The organism is Bacteroidota bacterium (assembly GCA_016706865.1).
In the GTDB taxonomy this organism is placed as follows: domain Bacteria; phylum Bacteroidota; class Bacteroidia; order Chitinophagales; family BACL12; genus UBA7236.
In genome coordinates, this window is sequence record JADJIS010000003.1 from 451221 (window position 1) to 464440 (window position 13220).

General features: G+C 35.5%; 12 protein-coding genes. 7 read left to right on the forward strand and 5 right to left on the reverse strand.

Annotation, left to right across the window (positions count from 1 at the left end; all coding sequences use genetic code 11):
• Positions 1-159: 159 nt before the first annotated feature.
• Complete coding sequence (locus tag IPI31_11540; GenBank protein ID MBK7568445.1) at positions 160-2679, forward strand: T9SS type A sorting domain-containing protein; 2520 nt, start codon at positions 160-162, stop codon at positions 2677-2679.
• A 120-nt stretch (positions 2680-2799) separates the two neighbouring features.
• Positions 2800-2973 (forward strand): hypothetical protein, encoded by a 174-nt coding sequence (locus IPI31_11545; GenBank protein MBK7568446.1) that lies wholly within the window; start codon positions 2800-2802, stop codon positions 2971-2973.
• Positions 2974-3127: 154 nt separating this feature from the next.
• Here the strand turns inward: IPI31_11545 and IPI31_11550 are convergent, their stop codons facing one another.
• The 3 genes from IPI31_11550 to IPI31_11560 form a co-directional block, all read right to left on the reverse strand.
• Positions 3128-4411, reverse strand: coding sequence for an SUMF1/EgtB/PvdO family nonheme iron enzyme (locus IPI31_11550; protein MBK7568447.1), 1284 nt, complete (start codon positions 4409-4411; stop codon positions 3128-3130).
• 39 nt (positions 4412-4450) lie between these two features.
• A complete protein-coding gene (locus tag IPI31_11555; GenBank protein ID MBK7568448.1) occupies positions 4451-5716 on the reverse strand; it encodes an SUMF1/EgtB/PvdO family nonheme iron enzyme in 1266 nt (421 codons plus the stop codon).
• Positions 5717-5897: 181 nt separating this feature from the next.
• Positions 5898-6110 (reverse strand): hypothetical protein, encoded by a 213-nt coding sequence (locus IPI31_11560; GenBank protein ID MBK7568449.1) that lies wholly within the window; start codon positions 6108-6110, stop codon positions 5898-5900.
• 16 nt (positions 6111-6126) lie between these two features.
• On the opposite strand from IPI31_11560, the gene pyrR reads away from it, so the two are divergent.
• The 5 genes from pyrR (at position 6127) to IPI31_11585 (ending at position 12111) form a co-directional block, all read left to right on the forward strand.
• Entirely contained in the window at positions 6127-6672 is a 546-nt protein-coding gene (gene pyrR, locus IPI31_11565) for a bifunctional pyr operon transcriptional regulator/uracil phosphoribosyltransferase PyrR (GenBank protein ID MBK7568450.1), read from the forward strand.
• Between the two features lies 1 nt (position 6673).
• A complete protein-coding gene (locus IPI31_11570; GenBank protein MBK7568451.1) occupies positions 6674-7624 on the forward strand; it encodes an aspartate carbamoyltransferase catalytic subunit in 951 nt (316 codons plus the stop codon).
• Positions 7625-7664: 40 nt separating this feature from the next.
• Positions 7665-8798, forward strand: coding sequence for an acyltransferase (locus IPI31_11575; protein ID MBK7568452.1), 1134 nt, complete (start codon positions 7665-7667; stop codon positions 8796-8798).
• Positions 8799-9115: 317 nt separating this feature from the next.
• Complete coding sequence (locus IPI31_11580; GenBank protein ID MBK7568453.1) at positions 9116-10471, forward strand: T9SS type A sorting domain-containing protein; 1356 nt, start codon at positions 9116-9118, stop codon at positions 10469-10471.
• A gap of 83 nt (positions 10472-10554) precedes the next feature.
• Positions 10555-12111: a phosphatase PAP2 family protein gene (locus IPI31_11585; protein ID MBK7568454.1), complete on the forward strand. Its 1557-nt coding sequence runs from the start codon at positions 10555-10557 to the stop codon at positions 12109-12111.
• A 1-nt stretch (position 12112) separates the two neighbouring features.
• On the opposite strand, the gene IPI31_11590 is transcribed toward IPI31_11585, so the two are convergent.
• The gene (locus IPI31_11590) at positions 12113-12586 is read right to left on the reverse strand and encodes an MCE family protein (GenBank protein ID MBK7568455.1); all 474 of its coding nucleotides are present in this window, start codon (positions 12584-12586) and stop codon (positions 12113-12115) included.
• Positions 12587-12688: 102 nt separating this feature from the next.
• Positions 12689-13150 carry a YbjN domain-containing protein gene (locus tag IPI31_11595; protein ID MBK7568456.1) on the reverse strand — a complete coding sequence of 154 codons (462 nt, stop codon included), beginning with the start codon at positions 13148-13150 and terminating at the stop codon, positions 12689-12691.
• Between the last annotated feature and the right edge of the window lie 70 nt (positions 13151-13220).

A 13220-nucleotide genomic window follows, 5' to 3' on the forward strand; every position in this document is an offset into this window, starting at 1 on the left:
TCTCAATTCTCAATTCTCAATTCTCAATTCTCATTTCACTTGTCTCTGCGCTTTATAATTAGTTAAAAATTGCAATCGACCGCTGTCTCCCTCCATGACAGCGGTCTTTTTTTGTAAATTAAGAGAACCGTCGTAAATTTATATTCTCAATCAACCAAAATGAAAAAATATTTACTCCTTACTTTAATTGTCATTTCCGGATTTTTATTAATTCAATACAAGTATTTATCTTCCGCGGAAGAAATTTCCAATAAAAATACTAGAGAACAAAGCATCGACGATTGGCTTTATCAGCAAAAAGCATTTCCTTATGATAAAACAGATAGAGCTGCACAACGCAAAGCTGTTCAATCTGCTTTAGCGCAAAAAATAAAAAATAAAAATGCTAAAACAACCGATATTGAGGACTGGAATTTTATTGGTCCTGTTACCATCGGGGGAAGAATTCTGGATATTGATTGTCCTGCAGGAAATGATAATACCATTTATGTGGGAACAGCATCAGGTGGTGTATTAAAATCCTATGATAGAGGTGCAACCTGGGCAAATATTTTTGATGATAATTCAACGCTTTCTATTGGTGATATTGTTATTGACAAAATAGATACGAATATTATTTATGTAGGTACCGGTGAGCCCGGAAATGGAACCGGATCTGTTACTTATGATGGAAATGGAATTTACAAATCTACCAATGGTGGAAACACATGGACAAATATCGGATTAACCGAAGGAGGAAATACCGGAAGAATTATTATACATCCTGATAATAATCAGATTTTATTTGCTGCAATGTTGGGTGATCTTTTCGAAAATTCATCTGAACGCGGAATTTACCGATCAGAAAATGGAGGCACAAGCTGGGAAAAAGTTTTATATATAAATGATTCCACCGGAGGAATTGATGTCTGCATAAATCCTGATGATCCGAATATTGTTTATGCATCAACATGGGAACGAGTACGCAGATATAACCGAAAAGATTATTCAGGAAATGGCAGCAGAATTTACAGAAGTGAAGATGGTGGAGATACCTGGAATATGTTAACCAATGGATTGCCATTAGAACCTCTTGCAAAAATTACATTAACTATAGCACCATCAAATCCTGATGTATTATATGCATCTATTGTTGATCCTGCAGAAACATTAAAAGATATTTATAAAACTGTGGATGGAGGTGATACCTGGATAGCACTTGATTGTGCCGATGAAGTTGCAACCTCCGCACAGGATACCTGGTTCGGCGGAATGCGCATTAGTCCGAGTGATGCAAACAAAGTTTATTGGATCGGATTTACCTGCGCGCGTTCCAATAACGGTGGAAATACATGGAGCGGAATGGCAACTTCCGCGCATGTGGATTGCCATGCATTATATATTTCTCCCACTAACGAAAATTTTAAAATAATGGGAAGCGATGGCGGATTATTTTTTACGGAAAATGATTTTGCAACATTTACTACGGCTCAGAATATTCCCGTTACACAATTATATACTTTGGATGTTTTTCCAGGTGATACCAGTTTATTAATTGGTGGTGCACAAGATAATGGTAGTTTTATAAAAAATACTTTCGGCGATTGGTATTTTGTAAATGGTGGCGACGGAGTTAGCGCAAAATGGTTACCGGTAAATGAAAATTCTTACTACGCAAATATCCAATATGGCAATTATTATGGCGTTGTGGATGGAGTTGAAAAAGCATTTTTCGGTTACGATTGGGGCGACAGGCATAATTGGAGAAGTCCTTTGGAATTAAATCCTTTAAATGGATCAACAATTTATATAGGTGGAAGTAAAATTCAGCGCACCACCAATTACGGAGATAATTTTGAAACGATCAGTGATGATCTTTCCAATGGGAGTTCCGGCACGGGATTAACATTTGGAAGTATTTTCACCATTCACAATGCAGCAGCCGATACAAATTATATATATGTTGGAACTGATGATGCAAATGTTTGGAGAAGTAAAGATTACGGAGATAATTGGGAATTAATTACCGAGGGTTTACCATATCGTTATTGTATGAGTATAGAAACGGATCCTGAGGATGCAGAAATTGTGTATGTAACTTTCAGTGGATTCCGTTGGGCAGATAATGCTGCACACGTATATAAATCGACAAATGCCGGCGACAGCTGGACCGATATATCCGGCGACCTTCCCGATATTCCGGTTAATGATATTGTGATAGGACAATTAAATGAGGACTCCACTTCTTTAATGATAGCAACTGATGTTGGATGTTATTATTCTTACAATGATGGAATTAATTGGAATTTTTTGGGTTCAGAAATGCCTGTGGTTTCCATTTATGAAATTTATTACGATCAGGAATCCAATACTTTATTTGCCGGAACCTATGGTCGTGGTGCATGGAAAATTCAAATGCCAAGGGCAGAGCCACCAAATATTTCTATTGAGGAAACACTTGAATTAAATATCACCATATCACCCAATCCAATTTCGGATATAATAAATATTTCCACCAACCAAAATGTTAATGGTGCAAGTTTAAATGTTTATAATATTTCAGGAGAAAAGGTATTTATATCCCAAAATAATTCCGGCAACTATTTCTTCATCCCTGCCAATAATTTAGCTGCAGGAAATTATTTTGTAGAATTAAAAATAGGAGAGAAGCGCCTTGTTAAAAAATTGGTGAAGGCCTGAATTTTTTCCTATACCCATCCGCAGAGTTCGCTGCGCGTAACTCTGCGGGGACACATTGTACGCCGTGGTCGGTGTTTTTCACCGACCACCCTCGGAGGATAAATCATCAAAATTAAATTCATGCAAACACCATATGATAAATATAAAAAATTAGAAGTCTGGAAGGTATTGAAACGAACAATACGAGGGCAGGTAAAAAATAGTGATATACTGCTCACAACGCATGAGGATTATGTAATTGGATTTATCATTGAAAAATTGGATAAAAAACAATTATTGAAAACTAAAAAATAGTCATTAATTATTAATGATTAAATTAAATTAATCTTATACTCAAGCTTAGAATATATCGTGGATAATTTAAAAAAAAAGAGTGCCCCCACAGTGTTACCCGAAGGGAACTCTGTGGATTGGGAGGCTAAATTTTCAATCAATAATTGATATTTCTTCATTCCTTAAGCATAATATAAACAGGTGGCAATGTTATAATATTATATTTATTCTTAACTCGAATATCATGAAGAATAATGATATCACCAATTTCACATTTTTTCAAACATTGCTGCATAGTCATGGTAAATTTTCCACTATTTGACTCATCTGTGATAATATTTTTACTTTTTGATGCCGGATAGAATATTGTTCCAAAAGATATAATATTTTCCGAAGAATCGAGTAAAATGATTTCCCTTACATCTTTGTAAAATATAAATGGATCTGAATTTACACCAAAATAATTTTCAGCAGGTTTAATTTTAAATTTACCATATTTCAATGAATACAGACTATCATTTAAAATAGAGTTAAGGCCAGAATTGTATTTTTCTGGCGAATAATCAAACTCCAATAATTCATTTGCCTCTATCAAATTATTTTCAACTTCTTCACTTACACATCTAAACCCTAACCAAGCCTCTGGCTCGTTATATGGTATATCAATATTTATCTTGCAACTATCCGGATAGTGCCTGTAGCTTCCACCTTTTGCTATTCTATCTTCCGCAACCAATTCTGCAACATTTCCGGGCATATTGTAAAATCCGAATTTGTTAGAATCCCCATAATAATTTTCTTGCGTCAGAAAGCCATTGTATAACCAAAGTTTAGGGGTTATAAATTTATTATGAGTAGTATCATTGTAATTAATTTTATTAAGTTGATATTTTTTGTATTTAAATTTCAGGTCCTCAAATCCATAAGGATAATTTTCTTTATCCAGTCCTCCACTCGCTGCATATTCCCACTCTGCTTTCGTCGGTAAACGATAAATATATTTTATCGGGAAATTCACCAGAGTATCAATATCATAATCCTTCAATTTATTTTCGTCTATAAATATTTTTTGATTTACAACGAAGGTTCGCCATTTGCAATAAGATTCCGCTTGTTGTTTTGTGATACCTACCATAGGGTAATAGTAATAAGCGGGATGCTTGTGATAATATGCTACATAGGGTTCAGAAAAGGTAAGTAATTTACTCCAGACCAAAGTGTCTGATTTCGATAAAGTAAATGCCAAAGAATTGATACCACACATTTTTTTATTCCAAGCCACAAACTCTCTCCATGCAATATTTGTAATTTCTGTTTCATCCATGAAAATATTATCGTTTAACCAGATTGTTCCGGGTGGAGAAGGTGTTTTATTTGCTTCCCGGCGAACTACATCATATTTTGGTGAGCAGGAAAATAGAGTAATAATAAAACTTAATGCCCAAAATAATTTATTCATAGTGTGGTCTATTGAAGTAAATTGGATATAGTTTAGGAATCAATTTACAAAGATAAATTTAATCGTGTGATAAACGTTTCGTTCTTCTTCTTTCTTATATAACACAAAACTAAATAATGCAACATTTCCTTGTTTTACCAAAGGTAAATTCGCTAAGAACATTACAGGCAAATCATCTGTATCTGCTGCTTCTGAAATAACATGTCCATTAGCAGCTCCGAAAACAACTTCATAGGAAAGAACAGTATCAGGTTTAATATCAAAAATATCTGATAAATACTTTACTTTTTTAATTTCATCAATGGAAATGTAAAAAAGTTTTTGCATCGTATCTGCAAATATAGAATCGATATTAATTTTAAGTGATTGCGGTTCAGGATAAACCGTTTTATCGATGGAGGCAGTTGGAATATATTTTTGAGCATCCAATAATTCCTTGGGTTTTATTAAAGTGTCGTTTTCCATTACCTCACAAACACATCTGAACCCAAGCCAGGCTTTGGGAGTAGAATAGGGAATATCAATAATAATTCTACTGCTATCCAGATTATGATAAAAACTTCCGCCTTTGGCAATACCTTCTTCCTGCACAAGTTCCGCAACATTACCTATCATATTATAAAGGCCATAACGATTCTTTTTACCTTCAAATACTTGTATTGGAATTATATTATTGAATACTCTATTTACAGCATCATATGATTTAATTGTTGCATTTTCTTTGCTAAAAATAAATGATTCTTCTCCATCCAATATACTCTCAAAACCAAAAGTTTGCTCGGTTAATGAATCACCCGCAAGTGCTGCATATTCCCATTCTTCCTTTGTCGGAAGTCTGTATAAATACTTTACTGGAAAATGATATAAAGTATCCTGGTTTTCTATTTTTAATTTCTCCTTATTTCGATAAATCATCTGATTTACAACAAAACTCCGCCATTTACAATATGCTTCTGCTTGTTGATTGGTAACACCAACAACTGGCATGTGAGCATATGTTGGATGACTTAAATAATAATTTACAAAAGGCTGATAGTTAAAATACATTTCACGCCAAACCAAAGTATTTGGAAAAGCATTCAAATAAATACTTGAATCCATTGGAGATTCTTTTGATAACCAATATAAATACTCCCGATAATGCACATTTGAAATTTCTGTAACATCAATTTGTAAATTATCACGTAACCAATAACAATTGGGAGCATATAAAAAATCCTTGGGCTGATCTCGCACAACATCTAACTTTCGTGAACAGGAAATTATAGTAATAATAAAACAGAATACCAGGATAAGTTTATTCATAGTGCAGTGAATCAGTGTGTTATTTCATTTGTCTAAATCCTTAATAATATTACATATTAAAATTATAAACGTTAAATGCATTTGGTTTCATGTCCAAATTGAAACTTTATCTCCGCCCTCCCACAGCGTTCCTTCGGTACACTGTGGGGAAAATCTAAAGCCCAATACAATACCCTAGCTTTCATTGTACCTCAGTATCCTGCGAACCCTTCATACTAAACCTCCAAACCACATCTCTGCACCTTTGCATCCTCTGCGTGAAACCTTCCCAAAATAAAATACAAACCACCCTCTGTGCTCTCTGCACCTCTGCGCCCTCTGCGTGAAACTCCTCCACACCATAAAACACATCCTCTGCATGAAATCCTCCACTTTGCCGTTTCCCTTTTTTCATCTACCTTTACATTTTAGTGCAAAGCCGCATTATACTCGACAATCAAAAGTTCCAGCTCACCATTGAGCGGCTCTGTCATCAGTTGATTGAAAACCACAGCGATTTTTCCAATACATGTATAATAGGAGTGCAACCACGTGGCGTATTTTTGGCTAAACGAATTCGCAAAACACTCGAAGAACTGCTTCCGGGAGTAACTATAAGTTTCGGATTATTGGATGCCACCTTCTATCGCGACGATTTTCGTCATCGCGAAAAACCTCTTTTAGCAGAAGAAACAGATATTGAATTTGTGGTGGATGGTAAGGAGGTTGTTTTGGTGGATGATGTTTTTTATACAGGAAGAACGATCCGTTCTGCACTCGATGCCCTGCTCGATTTCGGGCGACCCGCAAAAATTGAATTATTGGTTTTAATAGATAGAAGATTGAGCAGACATGTGCCTATCACTCCCGATTATGTCGGCAAAACGATTGATGCCGTTACAAGTGAAAAAGTGAGAGTGGATTGGGGCGAAAATGGAAGTGGCGATGCCGTGTGGATAGTACCATCTAAAGAATAATATGAGCAACCTGAGTGTAAAACATCTTATCGCAATAAAAGATCTTCAACCGGAAGATGTGCAACTCATATTAAATACCGCTGATAATTTTAAAGAAGTATTAAATCGCCCGATAAAACGTGTTCCGACATTGCGCGATATTACCATTGCAAATATATTTTTCGAAAATAGCACGCGCACCAGAATTTCCTTCGAACTCGCAGAAAAAAGATTGAGCGCAGATATTATTAATTTTTCCTCCTCAAGCTCTTCTGTAAAAAAAGGGGAAACATTAATTGATACTGTAAATAATATCCTCGCCATGAAAGTGGATATGGTGGTAATGCGGCACCAAAGTCCGGGTGCCCCGGTTTTATTAAGCAAACATATCGACGCAACCATTATAAATGCCGGCGACGGAACCCATGAACATCCTACACAAGCCCTTTTGGATGCATATAGTATGATGGAAAAACTGGGTGAAAAAACTGGAAAACGTTTAAACGATCTAAAGGGGGTAAAGGTTGCAATTATTGGAGATATTTTGCACAGTCGGGTGGCAGGAAGCAATATTCACTGCCTTAAAATGTTGGGTGCAGAAGTTACTCTTTGCGGTCCCCCAACTTTAATGCCCAAACATATTGCAAGTATGGGTGTAAATGTTTCTTACAACCTCAAAGAAACTTTGGAATGGTGTGATGTTGCAAATATTTTGCGTATACAATTAGAACGTCAGGATATTAAATTTTTCCCAAGTCTGAGAGAATACAGTTTATATTATGGAATTAATAAAGAATTACTGAACTCTCTTAAAAAAGAGATCGTAATTATGCATCCCGGACCAATCAATCGCGGAGTGGAAATAACCAGCGATGTTGCCGATAGCAAACAGAGTATTATTTTACAACAAGTGGAAAATGGTGTTGCAATAAGAATGGCGGTGTTGTATTTGTTGGCGGGAAGACTCGACTGAATTCAAATTAATTTTTATCGTGTAGATTATATTCGTAATATTGGCAGCTTATATATCCATGCCCCCAAAGATCCATTTCCATACCCTCGATGCTCTCCGGTTTTTTGCATTTTTTAAAGTGTTTTTATTACATATTCCCTATGAAGGAAATTCGCAGACAATTTCTTTTTTAAAATCAGGGGGTGGGATAGGAGTTACCTTCTTTTTTGTGCTGAGCGGATTTTTAATAACCTATATTCTAAGTTATGAAAAATTACATGTAGGACATATCAATATAAAGAAATTTTTCCTTCGAAGAAGTTTCCGGATATGGCCTTTATTTTTTCTCGTTGTAGGTATTGTTGCAATTATCCCCTACGATATTAAACAAGCACTGGGTTTGCATATGATAGGCAACGGATATGCCTTTGATTGGAGATATTCATTCACCTTTACCGAAAATTATAAAATGTTATTGGAGGATAATCGCCCACAAACCACTCCATTGAGTGTATTTTGGTCGTTGTGTATAGAAGAACATTTTTATATTTTGTGGATGCTGGTGATATTTTTAATCCCAGGAAAACGAATCCCTTTATTTTTAATTTGTAGCATCATTATTTCCTGGATCGCTCGCTATCTCGAACCCGGAATAACACATAACGAACGCATTGTAAATCAGGAAATATTTACCAACCTTGATAATTTCGCCATTGGTGGATTACCTGCTTATTTTGTCGCAAAAAATTATGAAAGGGTAGCGTCGTTTATCAGAGCAATTCCGTCTTGGATAAAATATTTTTATTTAATGCTCGCGGTTATTGCTGTTATTTTTCAAACCACGGTTTTTCCCATCACCAATATTATGTTTTTGGATATTTTACGTCCTACATTTATTGCATTATTATTTGTGGGGATTATTTGTGTGTTTATTCCTCAGGACTCGAAGATCCGAATAAATGATAATTCTGTTTTATCCAAACTCGGAAAAATAAGTTATGGGCTCTATGTTTACCATCTTATTTTCATTCATATCATGTTTCAATTTTGTAAATATCTTTCTATAAAAATTGATGATGTTTGGAGTTTGTTGTTGTTTTCTATCATTGCGCTTTTCCTCTCCATAATAATTTCCGGTATTTCTTATTTATTTTTTGAGAAGAAATTTATGGTTTTGAGGGAAAGATTTAATTGAAAATGGAAATTGATCTAAACCTCTTCCAAACTAAGAAACCCGGTAAAATTTAGTGTAAAGGTTGTTAAACTATTGTAAATGTTTTCCCAACAAAGTATTAATGGAAAGGCTATGTCCAATGCAGTTTCGAATGTTCCGGTTATTACTCTCTCCTGAGAATCAATCCTGTAACCAAAAGGAAACTTTTATCATCAAAATTTGGGAAACATTTTCCATGTAAAAATTGTGATCCATCTATTTACACTTCATTAACGCAATTTGTTTAAGAATTTGCTTCCTCGTTTATTTGCAGCCATCAACGAAAAGAAAAAAATAACATGCGAAAAAAATTACTATCCTTTAGCCTATTAATTACCTCATCACTAATCACAGTTTTAGCGCAAGTGCCTTTAGACACTTTTATCGGACAAACAAGTTTACCCAACGATGACGATGCTGTTTGTTATATCCCCATATATCCTGAGATCACAACAGAATTACCTGAGCCGCTGGAAGCTGAACTTGTGCATGATTTTAAATTGTATACATTGGAGGGAGATTCAGTTCAAATGTCGGGATTATTAAACAGTGTAAAACCTGTTTTATTGGTTGGATGTAATTATACCTGTTATGTATTTCGCGGCAAGATTGATGTAATAAATGAAATGAAAGCTATGTATGGCGATGATCTTCAAATTTATTTGGTTTATACCGTTGAAGCTCACCCCGTTATTGATTTCAGTCCTTATTTCGGATATGAAAATGTGGGAGCTGATAATTATGCAGAGGGAATATTATATCGTCAGCCAACTACTTATGGCGAGCGTAAAGATATTGTAAGTGATATGCTTGCAAATGAAACAATAAATGTTCCCGTATTAATTGACGGGCCGTGTAATGAATTTTGGACAAATTGGGGAACAAACCCAAATCCTGCATGGTTAATTGCTCCCGATGGATATGTTTACGATGCACAAAAATGGTTTAACAAAGAACCGGAAGATATGTATGCTTCTATTGATGATCTTTTAGGTTTAGTGGGAACAGGAACCTATGACCCTGAAGGTGCATTTGATGCAGTTTTGGAACCGGAAGAAGTTTTTTATGGTGTGGTGGATAATATAATTGCAGCACATGTTACGTTTACAAATACAAGTGACGATGATGTATTAATAGATTTTGTAAGAACGGAAGCAGATATTCCGGAGGGTTGGTTTACGACACTTTGTACCGATCTTTGTTATTCTCCGAGTGAGGATTCCACAACAGTATTTTTAGCGCCCGGTGAAACGGAAATAGTGAGAGTGGATTTTTTTACAGATCTGATACCGGCTACAGGAACTGTGACCATCTCTTGTACAAATCATTATGATGCCGCAAATTCATTCGAATTTACAATTAATGCTGAATCAATTGCTGAAACTGGAATAGAAAATAACGGCAGCCCAGTTGTTATAAACGTTTCACCAAATCCAGCAACAATAAATAGTAATATTCAATTGCAATATAATATTAATTCAGGAGATGCGAAATATGAATTGTATTCTGTAACAGGAAATTTAATTCAGACAAATAACATAAATGCATTTTCAAATAATACAATTTCAATATTAAATATTCAGGCAGGAAATTATTTTCTGTTTGTTTATGATGGCGCAGAACGATTTGTAGCTCCACTTACGATAGTGGAATAATAATTTTGGATTTTGGTTTTGAGTATAGGCGGAAGGATGTTCAGTAAATGATATCCTTTCGCCATTTTTAATAAAAAAATAAAATGAAACATACAGTAAAATATATTGTTCTTTTGGGATTAATTGCCGGTGCGGTTCTGCATCAATCATGTAATGTTGATATTCCTGCATATACAAGTTATGATCCTTATTTATATTCTTCCATGGATGAAACAGGAGGTGATTGGGAGTTGATCTATCTGACCGGAACCAATTTATTTGAAATTCCCGAACCAAAAGATATTACCTCATCTGAATATTTAGCCGAATTGGAAGAATTGAAAAATTATAATTCAGCATTGAGCGAAGAGGAGCTGGCAGCAATTGAATATTGGGGAAATAACAGTATGATTCGCTGGATGGAAATTGCAGAAGAACTCACGGCGAAATATAATCTTGCACCTGCCCCCGATGCTAACGGAGAATATAGTGTACCCGATCCTGTATTTCCGGAACTCTACCCTTATTTTCCATTTTCCAATCCACCATATTCTTGCAGAGCTTATGCATATTTAAGTGTGGCTACTTATGATGCATTAATTACAACCTGGCATTATAAATATTTATATAATAGACCTGCGCCTTATAAAACTGATGTAAGTATTCAACCGGAACTTCCCGATAATGATATTCCTTCCTTTCCTTCAGAGGATGCGGTTATCGCTTCTGTTGCGCAGGAATTACTTACCTATTTATTTCCACTGGAAGTAAATTATATCAATGAAAAAGCAGATGAACTCCGCAATATGAGAAAATGGGCAGGCATGAATGTACAAAGCGATATTGACGCAGGTGATTCAATAGGTAAAACAATTGCAGAAATTTTTATTGGCAGAGCAAAAACGGATAGCATGAAATTCGCTCAGGTGGAAGAATATGAATATCCTGTATTCGAAACAAATGCAGATCTTTTATTTGGAGATCAATGGCCGCATTGGGAAAATTTAGAAACTCCACAAAGACCAATTGGTATCACACCTAAATTCGGACATGTGTCGCCCTGGTTTATTCCTTCAGTAGAAGCTGTTCGTCCGGGTCCGCCACCAGCATTTTTTTCTCCGGAATATGAAACGGCAAAAAATGAATTAATAGACCTTACCAAAAAAACTACGAAAGAGCAGGAGAGGATCGCATTTTATTGGGGAGATGGATTTAGCACTTATACTCCTGCTGGTCACTGGAATACCATTGCAATAGACTACATTGTTGAAGATAAATTAAATCCTTTGCGCACAGCAAGAGTGTATGCGTATTTAAATGCTGCAATGATGGATGCCGGTATCAGTTGTTGGGATACCAAATATTATTACATGTATCCTCGTCCTCCGCAGGCTGATGAAAATATTAAATGTTTATTCGGAGTGCCAAATTTCCCCTCCTATACTTCAGGCCACTCTACATTTTCAGCAGCAGCCGCAACGGTATTGGGATATATATTTCCGGCAGATGTAAATACATTTAATGAGTACGCAAAAGAAGCATCTGATTCAAGAATTTATTCACGTATACATTTTCGATTTGATTGTGAAGTGGGATTGGAAGTAGGAACAAATATTGGAAATTACGCAGTGGAAGTTGCAAAGGTGGATGGAGCGGATTAATTTATTCCTTTTCTAATTTATCCAGATCCTCATTCAATTTTTTTAATTCTTCAAGAATGGAATCCTGTTTAGTGTTATTATTAAAAATGGATTTCAGAAACGCACCGATTTCATGTCCGGTGGAATCGTTGATCAGTATATTTTCTTTAGAAATTCCTTTAATTACCTTGTTATGATCTAGTAAAGGGCCAGAATCTCCGGTAATTAAAACAATAGTGCCTTCACCTGAAAACCCGGATCTGATTCTAAAGGTTGCATCTGCATATAACTCTATTTCATTATCTATTTGCACTACGGTTATAACAGAATTTTTTTCATTAATATACATGTCTTTAACTTTCCCAACCATAAATCCGTCAATTGCAACCGGAGTTCCTTTTTTTATTCCATCTACAGAATCAAACTGTAAACTCACCTCATAGGTATTATTACAGGAAGCAATGATCAGTATTAATATGGGCAATATTTTTTTCAATAGTCCTTATTATAATAAAGTGAATAGGATTTGAAGTTAAACAAAAAAACCTTTCCGATAAACGGAAAGGTTCACAAATTTGTAATTTTTGGAATTTTAAACTCAAGGTTGTGAAGGATTTGCACCTCCACCGAACTCATTTTTCAATTGGTCATCCAGCCAATCTGCCCATAGACCCATGTCGTTAACACAGGTAACGGTCTCATTGTAATCCATACCGTTGATATCGCGTTCGTAGGTAGCATATACCCAATCTTTGTCGGGAGCAGCATTTGGAACAACCGTAAGTTTAACACCTAAACTTTGGTCGCTTATTTCCATACAACGGCGATAAAAATGTTCTTTGTTTGTAGCAGGAACCATCATCAAACCGCTGAAAATACGCAGGTAGTGACGGCTGGTGCCATCGTTTTGGGGGTGACTGGATACAAACACTTCCAATTTAGCAGAGCCTTTGAAAATGTAATATGCCTTGTTTTGTTCATTCCAGCAGGTTGCGGGATCAACACCAACACTGGTGATGAATTGTTTAACATTGTCCAGAATTTCTTGTGGAGTGGCCATAAAAATTGTTTTTTTGGATTAATAAAACGGAAAATTAATAATATTTTTTAATGTATAAAACTTTCACAGC

Coding starts and splice junctions, on each gene's coding strand:
- IPI31_11540 (MBK7568445.1), top strand. CDS start 160: ATGAAAAAATATTTACTCCTTACTTTAATTGTCATTTCCGGATTTTTA.
- IPI31_11545 (MBK7568446.1), top strand. CDS start 2,800: ATGCAAACACCATATGATAAATATAAAAAATTAGAAGTCTGGAAGGTA.
- IPI31_11550 (MBK7568447.1), bottom strand. CDS start 4,411: ATGAATAAATTATTTTGGGCATTAAGTTTTATTATTACTCTATTTTCC.
- IPI31_11555 (MBK7568448.1), bottom strand. CDS start 5,716: ATGAATAAACTTATCCTGGTATTCTGTTTTATTATTACTATAATTTCC.
- IPI31_11560 (MBK7568449.1), bottom strand. CDS start 6,110: ATGAAAAAAGGGAAACGGCAAAGTGGAGGATTTCATGCAGAGGATGTG.
- IPI31_11570 (MBK7568451.1), top strand. CDS start 6,674: ATGAGCAACCTGAGTGTAAAACATCTTATCGCAATAAAAGATCTTCAA.
- IPI31_11580 (MBK7568453.1), top strand. CDS start 9,116: ATGCGAAAAAAATTACTATCCTTTAGCCTATTAATTACCTCATCACTA.
- IPI31_11585 (MBK7568454.1), top strand. CDS start 10,555: ATGAAACATACAGTAAAATATATTGTTCTTTTGGGATTAATTGCCGGT.
- IPI31_11595 (MBK7568456.1), bottom strand. CDS start 13,150: ATGGCCACTCCACAAGAAATTCTGGACAATGTTAAACAATTCATCACC.